Origin of the sequence: Paenibacillus sp. FSL H8-0280 (genome assembly GCF_045040665.1) — a bacterium.
In the GTDB taxonomy this organism is placed as follows: Bacteria; Bacillota; Bacilli; order Paenibacillales; family Paenibacillaceae; genus Paenibacillus; species Paenibacillus xylanexedens_A.
On the sequence record NZ_CP150296.1, the window covers coordinates 2,546,525 to 2,569,360 of the forward strand.

A 22,836-nucleotide genomic window follows, 5' to 3' on the forward strand; every position below is an offset into this window, starting at 1 on the left:
AGGATCAACCATTTCTGGGCTGAGGGAGTGTTGACGATGAAAGCACTGATTGTCATTGATTTTACGAAGGATTTTGTGACAGGTTCTTTGCCTGTAGGTCAGCCGGCAGTAGAGATCGAAGAGACGATTGCAGCTGTAACCGAGGCCTATTGTAAGAACAAACATGAGGTAATCATGGCTGTGGATCTGCACGAAGAAAATGATCCGTATCACCCGGAGACTGTACTTTTCCCACCTCATAACATCAGAAATACGGAGGGAAGACAGTTGTATGGTCGTCTTGCCCAAGTGATGGAAGAACGGAAAACAGATATACAGTGGATGGATAAGACGAGATATAGTGCATTCTGTGGGACCGATCTGGAACTCAGACTGCGAGCACGTGGTATTACGGATATTGCACTGATTGGGGTATGCACGGATATTTGTATATTGCATACCGCAGTGGACGCTTACAATAAAGGTTTTCATATTACGGTATATGAAGATGCAGTTGCCAGCTTCAATCCGGCAGGGCATGAGTGGGCACTTGGACATTTTCGTTCCAGCCTTGGTGCTTCGGTGGTTAAGGCGAGCGAGACGGTCTTGGCTTAATTTTCTCCATAGTCATGTTTGGCTAACTCCATGTTAGGAACCGGATGAATGTGGTGAATGGTGTATAGAGTTTTTTTCGGGAGACTTGTTTGTTTAATACGGATGAACAGAATCATGAAGAATAAGTCTCCATATGTTAACCCGTGTTCACAGATGAAATCTGGGGGCACGAGCGGAAGTCAGAGAGGATGAGACAAATGCAGACAACTAGCCTGGCTTTACATACGGATAAATATCAGATCAACATGATGTACGCCCATTGGGTGAATGGTACTCACAAGCGGAAGGCGGTATTTGAAGCCTATTTCCGTAAGCTTCCTTTTGGCAACGGATATGCGGTATTTGCCGGATTGGAACGGATTGTGAACTATATCAGCCAGCTTCGGTTTACGATGGACGACATCAAATTTTTATCCAAACAAGAGGAAAATTACGATCCGGTCTTTCTGGAAGAGTTGCTCCAGTTTTCATTTCAGGGGACGATTCATTCCATGAAGGAGGGTGCAATTGTTTTCCCTGACGAACCGCTCATTCGGGTAGAAGGCTCCATTATGGAGACACAATTGGTGGAGACGGCGATACTTAACTTCATGAATTATCAGACGTTGATTGCAACCAAGGCTTCGCGGATCAAACAGGTAGCACAGCAGGATATTTTGCTCGAATTCGGCACACGGCGTGCACAGGAAGCGGATGCTGCTATCTGGGGCGCACGTGCCTCGTATGTAGCAGGTTTCCATGCAACGTCCAATATGCTTGCCGGAGAGCGCTTCGGAATCCCAACAGCAGGTACACATGCCCATTCCTGGGTACAGAGCTTTATGAGCGAACAGGAGGCGTTTGACGTGTATGCCAAAGTGTTGCCTGATCAGGTTACACTGCTGGTCGATACCTTTGACACGTTGAACAGTGGGGTACCTCACGCCATCAAGACAGCCAAGAAGTTGGAGAGCCAAGGCAAAAAGATGAATGCCATTCGTCTCGACAGTGGTGACCTAGCGTACTTGTCGATTCAGGCACGTCAGATGTTGGATGAGGCTGGCTTGGATTATGTGAAAATTGTTGCATCCAATGATTTGGATGAAAATACGATTTTCAACCTGAAGGCTCAAGGAGCACGGATTGATACATGGGGTGTTGGTACACAGTTGATTACGGCTTCTGACCAGCCATCTTTGGGTGGAGTGTACAAATTGGTGGAGCGTGAAGTAGACGGTGCCATGCTGCCTACGATCAAAATATCTGCCAATCCTGAAAAGGTGTCCACTCCAGGTAAAAAGGAAGTGTTCCGGATCATTGATCCGAAACACGGCAAAGCGATTGCAGATTATATCTGCTATCCAGAGGAAGAGCAGCCGCTACAGGGCGGACCGCTCAAGCTGTTCAACCCGCTACACCCTTACCTGAAAAAGACGGTCACCCGCTACGAAGCAGTGAATATGCTGGAGCCAATCTTTGTGAATGGACGCAAAGTGTATGAACTGCCTAATCTGGATGAGATTCGGGCGTATCACCGGGAACAGATGAACCTCTTCTGGCCTGAATACCAACGGAAGCTCAACCCGGAGATCTACCGTGTGAACATCAGCCCTGCGGCATGGAATATGAAGCAGAAGCTCATTGCGGAACATGTGAAATCCACAGAGGAATGATCTACACATAAGAAATGCAGAGAGGCATAACCAGTGAGGGATACTGGCTTATGCCTTTTTGATGCCTATAAAATGTATACGTTCTTAGCGGAGTTGAACGATTCGATGATCACAAGCAAAATTTCCGCTATACGCGTTCTGTCTTCTGTGAAAGTACGCCGATAGTCTATGGACGTTATTCTTATATGATCCTTATGGGATGGGGATGGACCAGTGATGTAAGAAATCTCATGGACAGACTGCCAAGGTAGCAGGCTATACTGGATAATAGTCATGCCCAATTCAAGAGGTTGTAGGGGAAAAGTAGTAATTATTTCTCGGGAAAGCGCAGGAGCCGCCAAATTCTGCATCGCATTGTTTCAATCCCGCAACTGTAGGGGATGAAAGTAAGAGGAGGTGCAGACATGAGATGGATATTAGGACTGGTCTGGATCGCTTTTATTGCCTATGCATTGTTGTTGGCACCGGGACAGTCACCAGGAAGTGATCCGATATTCAAAGAACTGATTACAATGCAAAGCAAAGAACCTTGGTTACTTACGGTATTTTCGTGGTTAGGTATTTTCCCGGCAGTTTATGCCTGTATGCTGTTAAGAACATCTGTGAAAGAACGAGGCCGTGTACCGACTTGGCCTTTTGTTATACTTTCTTTCGGACTGGGTGCCTTTGCGCTGCTTCCTTATTATGCATGGTCGTCATCCGCGAATAGATCTTCGGGTTACGCAAGCTTACATTTTGGTCGTCAGCGGGAGTCGGGAATTGGACGGGTAGCAGCCCACAAGCTGACGCATGTAGTCCTTCTGCTGTTGACGCTGGGGACGGCATTCTATGCCGTGACGCAAGGTCATCCGGATGTATATATGGAAGCATTCAATCAATCTGCCTTTGTACATATCATGACGATTGATTTTGTAATACTGACCTTACTTTCCATGGTTGCGATATACAGGGATGCTAAAGCGAGTCGACGTTCACCAGCTTGGACCGCGGCAGGCATCATCCCTATTGTGGGTCCACTAGTCTATCTGTTGACGCTCAGGAGAGACAGAGCTTGATCAACAACATCTGACGAATCCAGAAGTAAAAGGAGCCGTTAAGCATGAATACGAACAATTCATGTGCTTAATGGAAAAATATACAAAATCCAAAAAAGGAGTGGCTATCGATGAAAAACCATTTTAACGCATATGTTGTCCGTAAAGAAGAACAGGGCGGAGTGAAAGCTGCTATAGAGCAACTGAAGAAGGAAGATCTGCCAAATGGAGATGTAACGGTACAGGTGCAGTATTCCAGTGTCAATTATAAAGACGGACTCGCGACCCTTGAGAAAGGCGGTGTCGTTCGTGAGTACCCGATGGTACCGGGGATTGATCTGGCCGGAACGGTAGAGGAGTCGGTCAGTGGACGTTTTGCACCAGGAGATCGGGTGATCAGTACAGGATTTGAACCTGGCGTATCCCACTACGGAGGGTACAGCGCGTATGCTCGTCTGCGCAGTGAATGGCTGGTGCCTCTGCCACCAGGTCTCAGTGAGAAAGAAGCCATGGCAATTGGAACCGCAGGATTTACGGCTGCACTATCGGTAGATGCGCTGTTACAGGCTGGAGTGACACCGGAGATGGGCAAGGTTCTGGTTACGGGTGCAACGGGTGGTGTTGGCAGTATGGCAGTTGCCATTCTGGCGAAACTAGGCTTCGAAGTAACAGCCAGCACAGGCAAGAAGGATCAGGAGGAGTCATTGCTCCGAAACTTGGGGGCATCAGAGGTTATTACTCGTGAAGAAGCTGATGCTCCAGTTAAAGGAGCCATGGGGAAACAGCTATGGGCGGGAGTTGTTGATCCAACAGGAGGACCGGCTCTTGCGGAGCGATTGAAACAGATTCAATACGGAGGTGCGGTAGCGGTATCCGGGTTAACTGGAGGCACAGCTTTTGAATCCACGGTACTTCCGTTTATTTTGCGTGGCATCCAGCTTATTGGTATAGACTCTGTATATTGTCCGATGGAACGTCGGGAACGATTGTGGAAATTGCTCGGCGGAGAATGGAAACCGGAGAGCGCGCTGGAACTGGGAATCCGCGAAATTTCTCTAGATCAATTGCCTCATACGCTGGAGACGATACTCCAAGGTGGTGCAGTAGGTCGTACGGTGGTCAATACGATATCAGATCTGCCATCCGCATAAGATTCTAAGTCCTTAGACATGCTAATTCTACCTGATTGGGTCACAGTACACGTGGCTGGAAAGGAAGGATTGGCATGTGGTTTGGTAGAAAAGGGCGAAGTCTGGTTGGAAGAACAATGAAGTTGGTACTTGTAAGTGGCGTGTTGATCACGAGTGTCTGGTCCCTGGTGGCTTGTTCGGCATCATCCATTGAACAGGAGCGGAAGGTCTACACCCGCGAAGCGACAGATGAAGGAAATGTGCGGGCACAGAGTCAAGGACACGGATTAAACGGTGAATTGGTGAGTGAGATCAGTAAGAGTTTTGAAGCAAAAGGCATTCAGCTGATGAATAATATGTTTGCCGATGACGGCCATGGTGGGATCTCTTATATGTATTTGTTAAATGGAAGTGGCAGACACATCGTGAAAGTCCATATTTTCAGTGATGCGACAACCCGGGCTGCCAGCATGAAACAAATGTATAGTGAGGATCGTGATGAGGCTGTCTTGGAGAATGCGCTTGGCCGGACAACGATTCGCAGCAAAGAGTACGTCTCACTCGTTTATACAGCTTCTGGTGGGGAAAAGGACAAGTATGAACAGGATGTGTTGCAGGTGTTCCAACATGTGTTGGAGCAATTAAGGTAAGAGAAGATGGGAGCACAGAAAACTTTCAATCCTTACCATACAGCTGAAAATAAACCCGAAAAACCCGTCTGATCTTTCAGACGGGTTTATATATTTCACGCATCACATGCCGCAGCTCGGGCAAAATGAGTTTTTCCATGGCCAATTTGACGGCTCCTTTGGAACCCGGCATGGAGAATACCGCTGTGCGTCCAATCGTTCCAGCGACGGCTCTGCTCAGGATGGCAGCGGAACCGATATCTTCGGTGTAACTGAGAAAACGGAAGATCTCACCAAAGCCCGGAAGTTCTTTGTCGAGTAGTGAAGACACCGCTTCGTAGGTTGTATCTCGGGGTGCAATCCCTGTTCCGCCGCTAAGTAACACGGCTTCGATATCATCACGAACAGCTGCATCTTGCAGGATGCTTCGAATGTTCTCCGTTTCATCTGGTGTGATGATGTATTCAACGATCTGATAACCTGCTTCATTCAGAAGCTGGTGCATGAGCTGGCCACTGGTGTCAGTGTCTTTAGTGCGTGTGTCCGATACTGTAACAATCATGCACGATACCGTGGTCGGAGCTTCCTGGCGATGTTGTTCCACTGAATTAGTCATGAAACTTCCTCCTTCAATCAACATGTCCTCATAGCATAGACCATCCGGTAGAATCAGGCAATGTACTTGGGAAGAGTTGAACGTTATTGCACAACGAATGCGGGATGGTGTACACTCGCTAGATATAGATAGATCAGGTTACAAGAAGGACAATCAGAGAGGTGTATACGCATGAATGAAACGATTTTAAAAGAACAATCCATACCTGTATATATACTGTCAGGTTTTTTGGGGAGTGGCAAAACAACACTGCTTGTTCAGTTGATCGAATATTGGCAACAGCAGGGTTTGCGTCCCGCAGTGGTTATGAATGAGTTGGGTGAAGTCAATCTGGATGGTCAGATTGTGGATTCCACCGTCCCGATGACAGAGATGTTAGGTGGATGCATCTGTTGTACCGTACGTGGTGACTTGGGATTGCAACTTGCCGATCTCGTTCAAGAGGAATCACCGGATGTGATTATCATTGAAGCAACCGGTGCGGCAAATCCAATGGAGATTCTGGATGCGGTAACGGAGACCTCACTCTACATGCGACTGGAACTGAAAAGTCTCATTACTGTTGTGGATGCAGCGCATCTATCTGGCCTATATCAGGAGCAGAAGGGGCAGACGTTCAAACTGATGCAGGAGCAGATTCGTTGTGCGTCTGTGCTTCTCTTAAACAAAACGGATCGGGTGAGTGCACAGGAACTGAAGGATCTGGAGCAGCTTTTGGCAAAATGGAATGGCTTCGCACCTGTAATTCCTACGGTGAAATGTGAGGTGGAGATGGATCTGTTGCTTCGCAGCGGGGCAGACGTACACGTGCGTGATTCAGCTTCTGAAGCAGGTAAGCCGGCTCACCAAGAGCATCATGTGCATACGGAAGCTTGTGGTACACATGGCTGCAATCATGGTCATGAACATACAGATCACACGGTCCAAGACGATGCTACAAATACTGACGCATCCCATAGCCATGTCCATGACCATGGTCACGAACATTCCGCGCCTCATGCATCACACGAACATGTTATGGTGTATACACATTATTTCAGTCATCCGGTGAACAGCGAAGCATTTGAACAATTTGTATCTGCTTTGCCACGGGATGTATATCGAGCAAAAGGCATCTTATCGTTTAGTGACACGGCGAGCCGCTTCTGGTTCCAGTATGCCTACCGTGAATCGGATTACATGAAGATTACACCTCAGGGAGATGTCCCTAATGTTGCTGTGTTTATAGGTGAACATTTTGACCAAACTGTCATTCGTGACCAATTACTGGAATTGGAAGCGATAAAGTAGGTTAGATGATTCAATATTCCTCCGAACTGGGTATTAAGATGCATAGCAAACTTTGCCTGGGAGGTAACTTTAAATGACACAACAACAATATCAACAATGTATCGATGCTTGCTTGGAGTGCATGAATGCATGCAACGTATGTTACATATCGAGTCTGAAAGAATATGATCTGGCGATGTTGCGTGATTGCATTCGTTTGAATCGGGAATGTGCGGAGATCTGCAGTTTTGCTGCACAAGCGATGACACGTGGAAGTGATTTCATTGCTGAAATATGCGAATTGTGTGTGAAAGCTTGTGAAGCTTGCGCCGCTGAGTGTGGCAAACACCACCATGATCACTGCCAAGCATGTGCAGAGGCTTGCCGCAGATGTGCAGAAGCTTGCCGGTTGATGGCAGCAGTAGCGTAAATATTATTTCACTGGAATATATAATTAAAACCGATAATGACCGTTGTCCCCTAAGGGAAGGCAGTGAACACAAGCATCTGAGACGATGTGCCTATGTGTTGCCTTTCAGTAGGGGATTTTTAATGCAGGTTGCCAATTCTGATCGTGGTATGTATAATGATGGCAATGAATTGAAACGAAGAATATCAATGATCGGGAGAGTAGCCAGATCCATACATGACAGCGAGCCGGGAGAGGTGGAAGCCGGTATGACATGACCTGAGTGAACCGCACCCGTGAGATGGTTATCCGAAAAGATGTACGTATCCCGATTGGGATAGACCATATCTGTCTGAGGGTAACCCGGCTTGCGACCGTTATACGCATCGAGCGGAACAGGTTCTACTGGTATGCATGTTGATGCATATTAGGAGTAGCTGTTCACCTAGAGTGGTACCGCGGGAACTGTTAATTCAGCTCTCGTCTCTTATTTAGAGACGAGAGCTTTTTTGTGTTTATTTTCAGCCAATAATGAATGGATAAGGAGTGTTTGACATGTTGATGAAGCAGGCTGCGGCCGATATTACCCCTTTAACGGGTTTGAATGAAGAAGAGGTTCTGAGATTACTGGAAGTCCCACCACAGGCGGAGATGGGTGATGCAGCATTCCCTTGTTTTGTATTAGCGAAGTCATTAAAAAAAGCACCGACAGTCATTGCGACCGAGCTCGCAACGGGATTGCAGGCATCTGGAATTGAAGCGACTCCCGCCGGGCCGTATGTAAATATCCGTTTTAACCGGGAGAAGCTCGCGCCGAATCTGCTGAAAGAACTGGGGAATGTGGCATTTGGTAAGCTTCAGCTTGGTCAAGGTTCGCGTGTTGTGATTGATATGTCTTCCCCTAACATCGCAAAACCCTTCGGAATTGGACATTTGCGTTCTACTGTAATCGGTGCAGCACTGTATCGGTTGTATAACGAAGCGGGTTATACCTCTGTAAGTGTGAATCACTTGGGAGACTGGGAACCCAGTTTGGCAAGCAGATCGCAGCATACAAACGGTGGGGCAATGATGAAGCGTTGCAGGCAGACCCGATCCGTACGTCCCTGGAACTGTATGTGCGCTTCCACGATGAGGCGGAGAACGATCCTTCACTGGAGATTGAGGCACGCGAGTGGTTCCGCAAGCTGGAGCAAGGGGATGATGAAGCACAGCGGTTATGGACGTTCTTTGTGGAAGTGAGCATGAAGGAATTCAACCGGATGTATGAACGTCTGAATGTGCAGTTCGACCATACGCTGGGAGAGAGCTTTTACAATGACAAGATGGGGGCAGTGGTTGAAGAACTGAAGGTAAAAGGTTTACTTGAAGAGAGTGATGGTGCACTCGTGGTACGTCTGGAAGATGAGAACATGCCCCCGTGCCTGATTATCAAAAAAGACGGAACAACAATCTATCCTACTCGGGATTTGGCTACGGCAGTCTATCGTCATGAGGTGATGAAGGCAGATCGGTTGTTATACGTGGTGGGAGGCGAGCAGAAGTTACATTTCCGGCAGGTATTTGCGGTCCTATCCCGGATGGGTCATGAATGGTCTGTGAAGTGTGAACATATCCCGTTTGGCTTAATGCGTTTTGAGGGACGGAAAATGTCTACCCGCCGCGGTAAAGTCGTCTTTTTGCAGGAAGTGTTGGATGAGGCAGTCGCTCGTGCCTTGCAGATTATTCAGGAGAAAAACCCGAATCTAGAGAACCCGCAGAAGGTGGCTGAGGCTGTTGGTGTAGGTGCCATTGTCTTCGGTGATCTGCGTAATAGTCGGTTAAACGATGTGGACTTCTCATTGGAAGATGCGGTGAGTTTTGAAGGAGAGACCGGACCTTATGTGCAGTATACCCATGCCCGGATTCAAAGTGTGCTTGCCAAGGCAGAAGAGGCGATCCGTATTGAAAATGAAAACCCTTTGACTAACGGCACGATTGCAGATGATGTAAATGACACAGGGACGACTTCATCCCTTATCGGCGATACCTCATGGGCATTGCTGAAACTGCTTGGTGAATATCCCGAGTATCTGGAAAAAGCAATTCATCGGAATGAGCCTTCGGTCATTGCCAAATATACAATAGATGTCGCTCAGGCGTTCAATCGCTTCTATCACGCCGAACGGATTGCGGATGCGTCATCTGATGTAAGATCCTTCCGGGTGGCATTGGCCAAACGGACTGCCGAACGCCACGCGTACAGTTTACATTTGCTAGGTGTGCAAGCTCCAGAGCGGATGTGATCCCAGGTGATAAGGAGTATACGTGGACTTTTCAAAAAAGCGGATCAAGATGTACCAGACTCATCAGGTCGAGGTATGTTGCTTCAACAAGTGAGCAAGCGATTAGGCAATGCTCAAGTACTGAATCAAATTAATCTGGAAGTGAAACAGGGCGAATGTGCTGTGCTTGTTGGCAGAAACGGCTCTGGCAAAAGTACGTTGCTACGTATGTTGGCAGGTATTTTGTTACCAGATACAGGATCGATCCAGCGCACAATGAAGGGTTCTGATGGGTATGCAGTAGATGGCCTGACACGTTTACCCTTTACCTCTGGAGAGTATTTGTGGGACATGGGACGGATTCGGGGCATTCGCCCCGAAATACTGCGTGAGCGGATTAGAGAACTTAGTGAACTTTTATATCTCGATACCGCGATCGATCAGAAGTTACCCTTATTATCGAAGGGCACACTGCAAAAAGTAAATTTGATTCAGGCCCTGTTACCTGGACCGGGTGGTCTTTTGCTGTTGGATGAACCGTTATCAGGCTTGGATATTCCAGCTCAAGAGGCAGTTGTATCCTTATTGGGACAATGGAAGGATGAAGGGACATCCATCGTTACAGCTTGCCATGAACCGTTGCTTATTGAACGTTTGGCAGACCAAGTAATTGTGTTGAAGAAAGGCAGCGTGCTCCGCTACTGGAGTCGTGAAGATATACTTCAAGCTGGCGAACCCGTTGTACGTATTCAAAGTCTAACGGAAGCCGGAGAGGATCTGGTTAACGATCTATCCATTGTACAACAACAACCGGGAGTACTGTCTTTAGTTCGTAATACAAGCTCAGGAATATCCAATTCTTGGTTGTGGGAGTGGAAAGTGGTTCAACAATCAACAGATGATGTCCTCAGAATAATTCTGGCATCCGGAGGTTCGGTTGTGTCAGTACAACAGGAAGAAAGTCAATTACATATGGAAAGTCTGCTGGAAGGACAACATCCAGCTGTACATGCGAGTCATAGAGGTGTCACAGAATCTGTGGACTTAAGCTCTTCCATGGATGATGCGGGGGGAGAAGCACAATGATCTATCTGACCCGATATTTGTTAAGGCATCACATTCGCTCACAGAAATATTTTGCACCGGTTATCTTTTATATCATCGCCATGCTGCTGATCTATTCTTACAAACCCAACCCTATTGCCGACAGTTACAGTGTTACGGCTATGCTGTCATTTCTGGCAGCTGCTTGGCTCGGAGTAATGGTGATGAATACCGAACCTGCAAAGCAGTATCAATTACTCGTCCTTCATGCAGGAAGCAGGCGTAAGGTTGTAATAAGTCAACTCATCTGTGCCTGGATAATGCAATTCATGCTCACCGCAATCACTGTGCTGTATCCCGTGTTCGCTGGAATGTTCGAGAGACAACCCACAGGTGAGGAGTGGATGATGACTTGGTTAGGACATCTGGGGTTATCACTGCTGGGATTAGGCATCAGTGTATTCTTTCAAAAATCGTACATTCCCTTGCTTAGTCGAAGTATGCCTGCCCTCATTATTGTATTATTACTATCGTTTATCCAAGGTTCCTTAAGTGAACGTTTGCCTGAATCGTTAGAATGGCTTGGCCGCATTCTTCCACCAGCCTTTTATCTGGTTCGTGAGATGATGTTATTTGATGAATCAAAGATGGACTCTTTTGTTTCGGTTATGCTGTGGACTGTGCTCTATGCATTAGGGTTACTTATCATCCATGTGTGGCTGTCCGGAAGAAGAGATCTGCGGAGTTAGAAGACGCGCTTCCCGATAACTTGAATGTTGCTCTTGGTTTGGTTAGGATAGAGGGACATGGAATGGTTAACATTGTACGGTTGAAGGGGGCGCTCGCATATGCAAAATACAGATATCCAGAATGGTGACATGCTGGACAGCGAACACTCCAGGGAATTGTTTGCCTATTACGGATTGGCAGTGTACTACGGGCAGGCGCTTGAACAGCAGCTGGTCAATCTGATTTTATTAATGAAAATGTCTCAGGGCAAAGCCGTGTCTGAAGAGGATCTCGAAGATCTGTACGAACGAAAAATGAGCAGTTCACTGGGGCAGCTCATTCACGAAGTGCGCCATCATTTTACATTCTCTGAGGAAGAGACTCGCCAGTTGAATGAATTATGGCAGCAACGTAACCGTATTGTACATCATTATTTTAAGGAAAGAATTCATGAGACATTCAGTCCGGAAGGACGATCACGCATGATTAAGGAATTGGAGGATTTCAAAGACCGTGCACAGGAGTTGGAGATCCGTCTTCAGCAATATACGGGTGCCTGGATTGCAGAGCTTGGTCTGGATGCCGAATCCGCAGCAGCTCTGCAAACGCTGGAGCGTATGCATACCGAGAGTATGCAAGCAAGGGCTTTGGAAGAGGATGAATGACAAGCAAACGGATAACGAAACGCTGGATATTAATTACGGCTCTGGCTGTAGTATTGGTTGGAATCCTGTGGACTGTGGTTACAGCAATACGTATATCTGCATATACGGATGAGGATTCATCCAGGATATCGGACGCAGCAATCATTCTGGGCGCAGCCGTGGCGGGGGATAACCCTTCACCTGTATTTCGCGAACGTATTGAACACGGGATTGAATTATACCGTCAGGGTACCGTTCGTAATCTGCTTTTCACAGGCGGGTCAGGTGATGATGGAGAACATACGGAAGCTGAAGTGGGTCAGAAGTATGCCATCGCACATGGAGTAGATCCTGCGGACATTCGCATCGAGACCAAATCCAGAATTACCGAGGAGAATCTGGTCAATTCAATTCCAATTGGTGAACAAGCCGGTTATCAAACCTATACAATTGTGAGTGATCCGCTGCATATGAAACGGGCCATGAAGCTGGCTGCCGGGCTGGGTATGGATGCCGTACCATCTCCGACACGAACAACGGCTTATCGAACCTGGCGCAGCAAGTTTCCTTTTCTCGCAAGGGAGACTGTGATGTACATGGGATATACGATCAAAGGATGGATAGACAATTCGCAGCAGCCGTGAGGTTGCGCGCGGATTGTTTTTTTGTCTGGACGAAATAAACAGTAACCGAACATGCCTTCAGATGAAAATACAAAAAAACCGATCTACACCGCAAACCCTGAGGTAGCTGTGTAGATCGGTTTTTGTTTTGCCGTCGAGTACATCATTTTGATTGGTTACTTAAAGAGCTATCTGTTTTACTCTGTTATGCATTGCCTCCGGCAAAGGAGGTTGAGGTTGGAATGATCTCACCCGACGGATTCTCGAGAGTTGCGACCGCTGCTGCTTGCGCACCTTGCTGAAGCTGATACATCTTATAATAGCGGCCTTTAAGCTCCATCAGTTCATCATGTGCACCTTGCTCAACGATACGCCCACGATGCAGAACCAGAATCTGATCTGCCGAACGAATAGTGGACAGACGGTGAGCAATGATGAAGGTGGTACGTCCTTTTTTGAGGACTTCGAGTGCGTTCTGAATCAAAGCTTCTGTTTCCGTATCGATATTGGCTGTCGCTTCATCCAAAATGAGGATGGCCGGATCAAACGCCAGTGCCCGAGCAAAGGAGATCAACTGACGCTGTCCAGCAGACAATGTGCTTCCTTTTTCGATGACAGGTTCGTCAAAGCCTTGAGGCAAATGAGCCAGGATACGTTCAGCGCCTACATCACGCAGTGCCTGTTCAATTCGCTCACGGGAGATCTTCTCATCGCCGAGACTGACGTTGGAAGCAATGGTGCCTGTGAACAGATACGGGTCCTGCAATACAATCCCCATATGCTCGCGAATCCACTGTTTAGGCAGATCTTTGACGTTCTGACCGTCAATCGTGATCTTGCCTTTTTGCGGATCATAGAACCGGAATAGCAGGTTGATGATTGAGCTTTTACCTGAACCGGTGTGACCGACCAGAGCGACCGTCTGACCTTGGGATGCTTTGAATGAGATATTGTTAAGCACGTAATCTTTTTTATAGGCAAAGGATACATCATCGAAGACAACATTCCCTTTGTATCTTGGCATGGAGCCATCGGTTACAGCTTCTCCCTTTTCATCCATCAGCTCAAAGACGCGACCAGCGGATACGAGGGAGGAGTCCAGGTTGGCGAGCTGATTCACCATGCCGGTAATCGGCTGGAACAAGCGGCCCAGGACATCAACGAAGGCATACAGAACACCCAGGGAGATAATACTTGTGCCATCCAACACACTGGAACCGAAGTACCACAGGACAACCGCAAAGGCGATATTCCGTAATACGTTAACCAAGTTGTGTGAGGTGAAGGCATTCAGGTTAAGCATTTTGTTCTGGTGTTTCATATAGTCATCATTCAGATCTTCGAATTCCTGTTTGGTTTGTTTCTGATGGCGGAATACGCGGATAATGGACATCCCCTGAATGGACTCGTTAATGATTGCATTGATCTCACTCAGTCGGGATCGAATGATCGTGTTGTAGCGAGTAGCGAATTTGCGATAGAGCACAATCCATGTAATGAGCATCGGCACAACGAATAATGAGATTAGACCCAGGCGAACATCGAGCAGGAAGAGTGCGACATACACACCTGTAATCGTGATGATTCCTGAGAAAAAGTTCGAAAGAACGGCAACGAACAGATCCTTGACGGCTTCTGTATCGTTTGTGACCCGAGATACAACTTTACCTGCGGGCAGGTTATCAAAAAAGTGCACCGGCAGTCGCTGAATATGGGCATACACATCGTTACGCAGTCTTTGAATGACTTTGTTGGCCGAGGATTGCAGCCAGAAAGTTTTACCAAACTCCATAATGACCGAGATCACAAGGAAGATCATGTAATACACAATTAATTGATAGATGCTGGGCATCTCCGGTTTGTAAAAAGCAAACAGTTCACCAGCGGACAGGGGTGTTGCCGCATATTGGCCTGTTACCTCACCTGCGCGTGTAACCGTGAGGGTTCCATCCGTATATGTGCGGTCCCCGTCAGGTGCGCTTACCGGTTCGTTTACAAAATAAAAACTTCTGCCGGCTTGTAATACCCGCACTTCGGAACCTTTGTTTTCATCCGGTTCGAACAAGCCTTCGCGTTTGTAGTTCTTACCGTTGTAGACTGCGGCTTCATCTGAAGCTGTCGTCTCATAGAAAGGCTGCTCAATCGCGAGCAAGTGATTGTCGATCATGGATTTGGCGATGAACGGCCCGGCAAGCTCGGCTGCAACACCAATGGTAAGCATAATTAATGCAGCGATAAATGTTCCTTTGGCTTTCAAGGCGTAATCAAGCAGCCTTTTGCCTGTATTAGACTTCAATGAATTGACCTCCTACGTGGACAGATTGGACTCGACCTGTTGCCGTTCATACTGTTCACGGTACCAGCCGTTCATGGCTAACAGTTCCTGGTGAGTGCCTTCTTCCGTAATTTTCCCGTGCTCCAGTACGATGATTCGGTCAGCATGTTCAATAGCAGACAGGCGATGAGTCGAGATCAGCGTGGTTTTGCCCGAGCGTTTGTTGCGTATATTTTCAATAATTTTGGCTTCAGTACGTGCATCGACCGCAGATAAGGCATCATCGAGGATCAGAATATCAGGATTAGCAATAAAGGCACGCGCCAGCGATACCCGCTGTTTCTGTCCACCGGACAGAGAGATTCCTTTTTCACCAACGAGTGTATCCAGTCCATCGGATAAGGTTCCCAGATCCCCGTCAAAAGCGGCGGTACGAATGGCTTCCATGATGACTTCATCACTGGCCCCAGGTTGACCGAATTGAATGTTTTGACGAACTGATTTGGAGAACAGAACTTGTTCCTGTGGTACGTACCCAATCCAGCTGTGCAAGTCATCTTTGGCGATATCCTGAATCGGATGACCCGAGATGCTTAATGTGCCCGAACCGGCAGGGTATTCATGAAGCAGTTGTTTGAGCAAAGTAGACTTACCGCTACCCGTACGACCCACAACACCCAATGTTTGACCCCGTCGCAGCGAAAAGCTGATATGACTGAGATTGTCGACAGTGGAACTTGGGTAACGGAATGTAACATCCTGCATCGCAATTTCTTCCGGATTCGTAACGTGGGCAGGTTGCTCCACATCTTGTACGGCAGGTTCTACGGATAAAGTCTCGTTGACCCGATCAAGCGAAGCGCTACCACGTTGCATCAGGTTAATTAATTCGCCGATGGCAAACATGGGCCAGATCATCATCCCCAGGTACATGTTAAACGATACGAGATCCCCCAGGGTAATTTCATTATGAAATACAAGATAAATGCCGTAGGCAAGTGCAATCACATAACTGAGTCCTACGAAGAGGCGGATGGTGGGTTCAAATAGGGCATCCATTCTGGCAACAGCCAGATTTTTGCGATACACATCTTCGGTCACGTCGGCGAACCGTTTCTCGTCCAGACGTTCCTGCACATAAGCACGCACGACACGAATCCCGGCGATGGATTCCAGCACCTGGTCGTTCATATCTCCGAATGCATCCTGTGCCAGGGTGTAACGTTGATGTACAGCTTTACCATAGATCATCATGGCAATGGCGATAAAAGGTAATGGCAGGATTGCCGCCAAGGTTAATTTCCAACTAACCAGGAAACCCATGGCGAACAATACGGTGGCCAGAAAGGCTGTAGAGTCTGTTAAGGTCAGCATGCCGAAGCCTGCTGTAGTGGCAATGGAACGAAGATCATTGGTGGCCCGAGCCATCAGATCTCCTGTTCTGTTTTTCTCAAAAAAGGGAGGAGTCATCCGTAACAAGTGGTCCATAAAGCGTGAACGAAGCAGCCGCTCCACCAGATTGGCACCACCAAACAGTTTGTGCATCCAAACGTATGTAACGAGATAGATAATGATGACTGTTCCCAGAATAAGCAGAATATAACGCGTAAGTGAGGTGCCGGTAATGGAACCGCGCACAATCTCGTCGATGGCATTACCAAGAAGACGAGGAGGCAGCAGTTCGGCAATGCCCACCAGAATAAGCAAGATGACACCGGTTAGGTATCGTTTGCGTTCCAGCCGGAAGAACCAGGCCAGGTTTTTAAGTACAGAGAACAAGTGTTATCCCTTCCTTTCGATGTCCGAGAAATGCAAATTCCGTTCATGAATGCCGAAATGTACCCACAAAAAAAGACATACCGCACGCAGGCGGTATGTCTTCATATAATCATACGGCAGCATGGCTCAGAGAACAGAGCCGCCACCATATATAAGTTCGATTGTGAGTAAACATCACAGAGGCTCTAATGAAAGATCGCCTGTCATGCCGACTTATGAACGGAATAATGATTTCGGGTGTGCTCCGGTATTTAGTTGTGTGCTGAATTGACCTATCATATGTTTGTTAAACACCGTAATCACCCTTTCTTTTTTTGGAAATAAATACAATGTAGACCTCGTATGTTTGCATCTTAACACCGGCTTTTACAATCTGTCAAACATTTTTCACAACTTATTTTGTCTTTATGTGGTCACTCGGGTTTGTATTCAAGTCCCTGTCGAGATATGATGGAACATATATATACAGAAGGAGCTGACACCAAATGAGTACCATACATGTATCCGATCAAGCTGCTCGCTGGTACAAGGAAGAGCTGAATTTGAACGAAGGAGACAGCATTCGATTTTTTGCACGTTATAGCTCTGGCGGAGGTCTTCACCCTGGATTTTCGCTAGGTATTGCTGTGGAGAAACCAAGACATCCTGCGGATCAAACAGAAGTGTCGGGGATTCAATTCTTTATGGAAGATCACGATTATTGGTATCTGAAAGGGCACCAACTGCATGTGGATATCGTTGATGAAGGTCAGGATATCGAATATCGTTACACGGAAATCTAATCCTTGAAGTATTCTGCTAAGCAATAGATGGATTACAGGTCGCCACCGGCTTCCGAGTAGGAGGAGGGGATAAGCAGTGAATCTGCCACCACGAGATTTGGCCCAGTATATCGCAAAACGCTCTCATATTGTTGTAAAAGCGGCGGTGCGGGCTGAGAACGAACAAGGTGAATTACTGCTGATTCAGCATGCTGAACATGGTCACTGGCGGTTGCCAGCAGGTGAGATGCGCCCGGGTGAGGCTATTGAAGATGCTGCACATCGGGAGTTATGGGAAGAGACAGGTTGGACTGCTGATACCATGACACTGGAAGGTCTCTATTCGGGGCCTGACCTTCGGTATTTGCATTCAAGCGGAGATGAAGAGTATTATGTCATTGCCCTGTTCCGGACAGTGATCATTCAGGATGACCTTGTGGAGTCGCGTGTAAATAGTGATGCAGGTCTGAAGTTTTTTGCTTTGGAGTCGTTACCACCTCTTAATCAGATTAGCCGAGTCCTGTTAGCGCGGGATATTGCAGAATAAAATAAGTGTTGACGGAAAAATGACCTTGGCATGCACGATACAGTGGATGCCAAGGTCATTTTTTTTTAAAAATCCGATTTAAGTGCACAGAGCATGAATTACACCTGATCCAGTGGTTCATCATCCATCGCAAAATCAAAATCATCAATATCAAATACCTGTACAGGTGATTCAGACTCAATTATGCGTGCAATCAGTTCAACCTGATCGGTGAGAATCGGGATACTCAGGCGCTGAGATGTCAGCAGCAGTTCGGTCTCAATGGGATCGAAATACTCCCCGTACTGTGCCGTATCTATTGCATTGATAATGGCAATGGATACTTGGTCACCAAATAAAATGGAGGGGCTTTTAGCCCATGGAACAAGTAACGCACGCTCTATTTTTTTCTTATTCAGCGGTTCCTCGAAATAAGAAATCATTTCATTGATTTTGGATTTTACATGCTGATCATCTGCCGGGTTATCCATCATGGGATCAGGACTGGTCTGGAATTCATATAGCTCAAGGATGGTGGTATAAGGAACAATATATTCAACAGGCGCGGGCGGCGCTAGCAATTGACCGTAAATGGCCACCATCACGGCTTCTGTAATAAACTGACGTGACATGGTTCCTTAATCCTCCTGCGCCATTAATAGTTGCAAAGTGAATCTATACGTTTATGCAACAGCATAACCATAATAGTACGTGTTCAAATAGGACGGTTTTCAGTACCGAGAAGATGGGATGAAGCTAGAAATGGAGTAGCGGAGCGTAGGGAAAACTACGTGAGCAACCAAAATGTTTCCTTCGGAAACATACTTCGTAAGCCTCCCGCTTATTTCGGCTGAATTCCATATTCGATGCTGATGATGCCTCTGGGCATCCTTCGTAATCAAAAGCGGACTTTTTGAACAACCTCTAATGTGGATTATTCTGCTGTAGACTCGTGTACATGATTTGCATGAATAGAAGTATATCACACAACGGTGGGAAATACAGCCAATCTGCATAGCATGTCAGGTTACAACCTTCACAACTTGAATCAGGATTTGCCCAGTAGTAATGATAAAATTCCCGCCGCAATCAATGGACCCACAGGTACACCCTTGAATAGGGCAACCCCAAGTACCGTTCCGATTAACAGCCCGGCAACGACAGTTGGCTGTGTACCCATCAGCGTAGCGCCACGTCCTCCGAGATATGCCACCAGTAATCCTACGCCAATGGCGAGCAGGGACTTCCAGTGCAGGAAAGACTCACCGATCGTCTGCAAACTCATCTTGCCACTGGCAAGAGGTGCCATCACGCCAATGGTCAGAATGATAATGCCCAGTGTAAGTCCGTATTTTTCAAGCCATGGGAATGCCTGATTCAGGTTCAGGACTCGTAGCAACAACAGAAATACCATCGCTACGGTCACAGGTGTGTTGCTGCTGATAATCCCGAGAGCCGCAAATACGAGCAACAGCAGGGAAGTCATATCCATTGTTTTCATTTCCCTTCAGTCTGTCCACGTTGTTTGCTAACGATATGTTCCGCAATGTAACGTCCATGCCAGCGCCCGGATTCAATAAAGACTTCATTGGCATTACGACCCGAAGCGATGACTCCGCCCACATATACACCAGGTACGCTGCTTTCCATCGTTTGTGCATCATATAGAGGTTTATCCATATCATCAGACATCTCCACACCTACCGACGTGAGTAGTTGACGATCTGGACGGAAACCGGTCATTGCCAGTACGAAGTCATTATCCAGTTCCCGAGTGGAACCGTCCGTGTGTATCAGACGAATCGAATCATCGAGTATTTCATTCACGCGTGATTCCAGGTGGAGTGTGATATGACCTTTTGTCACCATGCTCTCGAATAGCGGACGTACCCATGGTTTAATATGCTGGGACAGACCACTGCCGCGATAAACCATATCAATATGTGCTCCGACCCGAACCAGTTCCATGGCCGCATCCACGGCTGAGTTGCTTCCGCCAATAATGGCGACACGTGTACGGGTATACGGGTGGGCTTCCCGGAAGTAGTGGGTTACTTTATCTTTATCTTCTCCAGGGATGCCCAGATAGTTAGGATGGTCAAAATAACCGGTAGCTACAACTACATTGCGTCCAACATGTACGATGGCCTCCCCGCGGCGATTGAGCGTATGTACCTCAAACGTACCATCATCCTTGCGTTTAATTTCACGGGCTTCCTCATAGTTATGAACACGCAGACCAAAATGTTCGGCTACCCTGCGATAATAGGCAAGTGCTTCATAACGAAACGGTTTATCATTAGGTGTGCTGAACGGAACGTTTCCGATCTCAAGCAGCGGGGCTGTGCTGAAAAACTGCATATGGGTTGGATACAGATAAATAGATTGAACGATATTGTATTTCTCAACGATCACAGCGGACAGTCCCAGCCGCTCACATTCAATGGCAGCAGACAGACCGCATGGGCCTCCGCCGATAATAATGACATCTTCCATGTTCTTAATCCTCCTTATTTCAAGCAATATAATCCTACCGTAAATAACGAGCCAATGCCAGTTCAAGCGTGGAGTTTAATTAGACAAGCTTACTTGAAACCAAAGGAGTTGACGTGCAGAGAAGAAAAGACTAATATCAAATTAGATATATATCTAATTGAAAGCGAGATGAAGGATGATGCAGCTGGAGAAAATTGTGGCTTATCATAAAGCGTTGGCTGACCCGACCCGGCTTCGCATGCTGCTGTTGTTGGCACAGGGTGAACTGCACGGACAGGCACTTGCCGAGCGGCTGAATCTGTCACAGCCAACCGTGACACATCATGCATCCAAGCTGAGAGAGGCGGCGCTGATTAAGGAACGACGGGAGAAAAATACAGTGTATTTCACACTCAATCCTTCGTTTATCCGCGAGAATGCACAGGCTTCGGTTGATTTTATCTTTAATCGAGAGGAGGTCACGGATATGAGTGATGTGAACGAAACATTGAAAGCGTCGGTTATGAGAAATTTTTTCTCCAAAGATGGACGACTGCGTCAGATTCCGGCTCAATACAAGAAAAAACTGATTGTACTTGGTCATCTGGTCGAGCAGCTTGAATGTGGTCGGAAGTATACGGAAAAAGAAATCAATACATTTATAAAGCAATACCATGAAGACTTTGCCACGATTCGGCGGGAATTTATCATGCATCAGTTCATGTATCGGGAAGAGGATATCTATGAATTGAATCCGAAGGAAATGTGGACACGCTGGGATCAGGTCAAATAGAATAGCTGGTGGTAAAAAAAGTTTGGGCTTGACAACTGTAAAGCTCAGTGTGTAACATAATGGATAATTCTACAAGGGAGGCGATTGTTTATGACAAACTTAAATGCAGTATACGTTAATTTGAATATGAACAGCGTCTCCGGAACGGATCAAAGCATGTAATTTTGCGTTAGCTGGATAGCAGTATCCATTGTAACGTAAAGTATGACATGCTCAGATGAAGCCACGGGTGACGCACCCGTGGCTTTTTTGTTTGCCGATAAAAGGGTGTTCCTGAATGGTTTATATCGGAGGGTTAAGTATTCTATCCGGTAGATCTACAAGAAGGGATGATCTTTGATTCGGCTAACTACTTATTGCCGCGGGTGTATTTCTACTCGTGGTTTTTTGTTTTGATCTGAACCGGAGATGATTGTTCACTCGGCTTGAACGAAGTAAACAAACTTATTTTGGGAGGAATTTTTATTTTAGATAACCATATTGAGAAGTCCGGCTGGTCTGCAAAGTGGCAGGAACTGTGGCAAGAGACAGGGATGGAAGAGCAGGAGAAAAAGCCAGCCAGAATTATCGCAGACCATGGACATCTGCAACGTTTGATTACAGAAGAGGGCGAATGCTGGGGAAGAATTTCGGGCCGAATGCGTCATGATAGTCTGGAGACCAGCTTGGTACCAGCGGTTGGAGATTGGGTGGCCATTACAGGTCAGGCAGGTGAAGAAGCAATTATTCACAATCTGGTGCCCCGTCGGAGCAGGGTATCGAGACAGGCGGCAGGTCCAGTGACCAAGGAACAATTAATCGCCGCAAACGTAGATACACTGTTAATCGTGGCTGCACTTAATCATGATTTCAATCTTAGACGACTCGAAAGGTACGTGATGATGGCTTGGAATGGTGGCGTAAGGCCAGTCATCGTCTTGAGCAAAAGTGATCTGTGCAACAATGTGGAAGAACAGATCCGAAGTGTAGAAGGAATAGCCCCGGGCGTTGAAGTGCTTGCGATATCTGCAGTGGAGGGTCAAGGTAAATCCTTACTGGAACGATACTTGCAGCCAGGGCTGACTGTTGCGCTCACAGGATCTTCTGGCAGTGGCAAGTCTACGCTGGTGAACTGGATGATGGGTGAGGATGTGCAGCTTACGCAATCCGTCCGCGAGGGAGACAGCCGTGGGAGACATACAACAACACACCGGGAGATGTTTGTACTTCCACAGGGAGCCGTATTGATCGATACTCCAGGAATGCGCGAGCTTAATCTCTGGGATGAGGGCAATGATGGGCTGTCGCATGCGTTTGGAGAAATTGAAGAACTTGCGGCCACGTGCAGATTTCTGGATTGCAGTCATACGCGGGAAGCTGGATGTGCAGTGAAAGAGGCCATACAGGATGGTTCATTGGATGAAAAAAGACTGAATAATTATCTGAAAATGCAGAAGGAATTGCAATATCAGCAACGCAAGGAAGAAGTGGCATCCAGAAGGCGTACTGCTTCCAGCAAACCGGCCAATAGTCGCAAACCCAAGCACTCCCGTAGTGTGAAAGAGTGGGAGGAAGCCTGAAATCAGGCGGGCATCATCCGGTATCTTGCAT

At 47.1% G+C, this 22,836-nt stretch carries 22 protein-coding genes and 1 pseudogene; 17 read left to right on the forward strand and 6 right to left on the reverse strand.

Going from position 1 to position 22,836, the window contains the following annotated elements; translation table 11 throughout:
- The first annotated feature begins 36 nt into the window (after window positions 1-36).
- The 5 genes from MHI12_RS11470 (at window position 37) to MHI12_RS11490 (ending at window position 5,060) form a co-directional block, all read left to right on the forward strand.
- Window positions 37-594, forward strand: a complete 558-nt coding sequence (locus MHI12_RS11470) for a cysteine hydrolase family protein (RefSeq protein WP_036609245.1) — start codon at window positions 37-39, stop codon at window positions 592-594.
- Between the two features lie 197 nt (window positions 595-791).
- On the forward strand, window positions 792-2,246 hold the full coding sequence (locus MHI12_RS11475; RefSeq protein ID WP_074094596.1) for a nicotinate phosphoribosyltransferase: 1,455 nt from the start codon (window positions 792-794) through the stop codon (window positions 2,244-2,246).
- Window positions 2,247-2,650: 404 nt separating this feature from the next.
- Window positions 2,651-3,301, forward strand: coding sequence for a hypothetical protein (locus MHI12_RS11480; RefSeq protein ID WP_405172400.1), 651 nt, complete (start codon window positions 2,651-2,653; stop codon window positions 3,299-3,301).
- 110 nt (window positions 3,302-3,411) lie between these two features.
- Complete coding sequence (locus MHI12_RS11485; RefSeq protein ID WP_405172401.1) at window positions 3,412-4,431, forward strand: oxidoreductase; 1,020 nt, start codon at window positions 3,412-3,414, stop codon at window positions 4,429-4,431.
- 74 nt (window positions 4,432-4,505) lie between these two features.
- Window positions 4,506-5,060: a hypothetical protein gene (locus tag MHI12_RS11490; protein WP_405172402.1), complete on the forward strand. Its 555-nt coding sequence runs from the start codon at window positions 4,506-4,508 to the stop codon at window positions 5,058-5,060.
- Between the two features lie 76 nt (window positions 5,061-5,136).
- Here the strand turns inward: MHI12_RS11490 and MHI12_RS11495 are convergent, their stop codons facing one another.
- Window positions 5,137-5,655, reverse strand: a complete 519-nt coding sequence (locus tag MHI12_RS11495) for a molybdenum cofactor biosynthesis protein B (protein WP_047842524.1) — start codon at window positions 5,653-5,655, stop codon at window positions 5,137-5,139.
- A 171-nt stretch (window positions 5,656-5,826) separates the two neighbouring features.
- Here MHI12_RS11495 and MHI12_RS11500 point away from each other — a divergent pair, with 171 nt between their 5' ends.
- From MHI12_RS11500 to MHI12_RS11535, 8 genes and pseudogenes are all read left to right on the forward strand, one after another.
- Window positions 5,827-6,945: a CobW family GTP-binding protein gene (locus MHI12_RS11500; protein ID WP_405172403.1), complete on the forward strand. Its 1,119-nt coding sequence runs from the start codon at window positions 5,827-5,829 to the stop codon at window positions 6,943-6,945.
- A gap of 73 nt (window positions 6,946-7,018) precedes the next feature.
- On the forward strand, window positions 7,019-7,354 hold the full coding sequence (locus MHI12_RS11505) for a four-helix bundle copper-binding protein (RefSeq protein WP_036609230.1): 336 nt from the start codon (window positions 7,019-7,021) through the stop codon (window positions 7,352-7,354).
- A 122-nt stretch (window positions 7,355-7,476) separates the two neighbouring features.
- Complete coding sequence (locus tag MHI12_RS11510; protein WP_280523088.1) at window positions 7,477-7,611, forward strand: hypothetical protein; 135 nt, start codon at window positions 7,477-7,479, stop codon at window positions 7,609-7,611.
- A gap of 283 nt (window positions 7,612-7,894) precedes the next feature.
- Window positions 7,895-9,618: pseudogene (gene argS, locus MHI12_RS11515) on the forward strand (arginine--tRNA ligase).
- 6 nt (window positions 9,619-9,624) lie between these two features.
- The gene (locus MHI12_RS11520) at window positions 9,625-10,683 is read left to right on the forward strand and encodes an ATP-binding cassette domain-containing protein (protein ID WP_405172404.1); all 1,059 of its coding nucleotides are present in this window, start codon (window positions 9,625-9,627) and stop codon (window positions 10,681-10,683) included.
- Entirely contained in the window at window positions 10,680-11,390 is a 711-nt protein-coding gene (locus tag MHI12_RS11525; RefSeq protein WP_405172405.1) for a hypothetical protein, read from the forward strand. Before MHI12_RS11520 ends, MHI12_RS11525 begins: the two co-directional genes overlap by 4 nt.
- Window positions 11,391-11,489: 99 nt before the next feature.
- Window positions 11,490-12,035 carry a hypothetical protein gene (locus MHI12_RS11530; protein WP_053061520.1) on the forward strand — a complete coding sequence of 182 codons (546 nt, stop codon included), beginning with the start codon at window positions 11,490-11,492 and terminating at the stop codon, window positions 12,033-12,035.
- Window positions 12,032-12,658 carry a YdcF family protein gene (locus tag MHI12_RS11535; protein ID WP_405172406.1) on the forward strand — a complete coding sequence of 209 codons (627 nt, stop codon included), beginning with the start codon at window positions 12,032-12,034 and terminating at the stop codon, window positions 12,656-12,658. Before MHI12_RS11530 ends, MHI12_RS11535 begins: the two co-directional genes overlap by 4 nt.
- 184 nt (window positions 12,659-12,842) lie before the next feature.
- On the opposite strand, the gene MHI12_RS11540 is transcribed toward MHI12_RS11535, so the two are convergent.
- Window positions 12,843-14,933 (reverse strand): ABC transporter ATP-binding protein, encoded by a 2,091-nt coding sequence (locus tag MHI12_RS11540; protein WP_405172407.1) that lies wholly within the window; start codon window positions 14,931-14,933, stop codon window positions 12,843-12,845.
- A 12-nt stretch (window positions 14,934-14,945) separates the two neighbouring features.
- Window positions 14,946-16,691: an ABC transporter ATP-binding protein gene (locus MHI12_RS11545; RefSeq protein WP_036609220.1), complete on the reverse strand. Its 1,746-nt coding sequence runs from the start codon at window positions 16,689-16,691 to the stop codon at window positions 14,946-14,948.
- Between the two features lie 485 nt (window positions 16,692-17,176).
- Between MHI12_RS11545 and MHI12_RS11550 the strand changes: the two genes are divergently transcribed.
- Window positions 17,177-17,473 (forward strand): HesB/YadR/YfhF family protein, encoded by a 297-nt coding sequence (locus MHI12_RS11550; protein ID WP_017689086.1) that lies wholly within the window; start codon window positions 17,177-17,179, stop codon window positions 17,471-17,473.
- Window positions 17,474-17,549: 76 nt separating this feature from the next.
- Window positions 17,550-17,999 (forward strand): NUDIX domain-containing protein, encoded by a 450-nt coding sequence (locus tag MHI12_RS11555; RefSeq protein WP_405172408.1) that lies wholly within the window; start codon window positions 17,550-17,552, stop codon window positions 17,997-17,999.
- A gap of 98 nt (window positions 18,000-18,097) precedes the next feature.
- Here MHI12_RS11555 and MHI12_RS11560 read toward each other — a convergent pair whose 3' ends face one another.
- From MHI12_RS11560 to MHI12_RS11570, 3 genes are all read right to left on the reverse strand, one after another.
- Window positions 18,098-18,610, reverse strand: a complete 513-nt coding sequence (locus MHI12_RS11560; RefSeq protein ID WP_036609214.1) for a hypothetical protein — start codon at window positions 18,608-18,610, stop codon at window positions 18,098-18,100.
- Window positions 18,611-19,026: 416 nt separating this feature from the next.
- On the reverse strand, window positions 19,027-19,470 hold the full coding sequence (locus MHI12_RS11565) for a DUF441 domain-containing protein (RefSeq protein WP_036609212.1): 444 nt from the start codon (window positions 19,468-19,470) through the stop codon (window positions 19,027-19,029).
- 5 nt (window positions 19,471-19,475) lie between these two features.
- Window positions 19,476-20,474, reverse strand: coding sequence for a YpdA family putative bacillithiol disulfide reductase (locus MHI12_RS11570; protein WP_076249782.1), 999 nt, complete (start codon window positions 20,472-20,474; stop codon window positions 19,476-19,478).
- Window positions 20,475-20,652: 178 nt separating this feature from the next.
- Between MHI12_RS11570 and MHI12_RS11575 the strand changes: the two genes are divergently transcribed.
- Both MHI12_RS11575 and rsgA read left to right on the forward strand, forming a co-directional pair.
- The gene (locus MHI12_RS11575) at window positions 20,653-21,246 is read left to right on the forward strand and encodes a metalloregulator ArsR/SmtB family transcription factor (RefSeq protein WP_405172970.1); all 594 of its coding nucleotides are present in this window, start codon (window positions 20,653-20,655) and stop codon (window positions 21,244-21,246) included.
- Between the two features lie 533 nt (window positions 21,247-21,779).
- Window positions 21,780-22,805 carry a ribosome small subunit-dependent GTPase A gene (rsgA, locus tag MHI12_RS11580; RefSeq protein WP_405172971.1) on the forward strand — a complete coding sequence of 342 codons (1,026 nt, stop codon included), beginning with the start codon at window positions 21,780-21,782 and terminating at the stop codon, window positions 22,803-22,805.
- Window positions 22,806-22,836 lie beyond the last annotated feature (31 nt).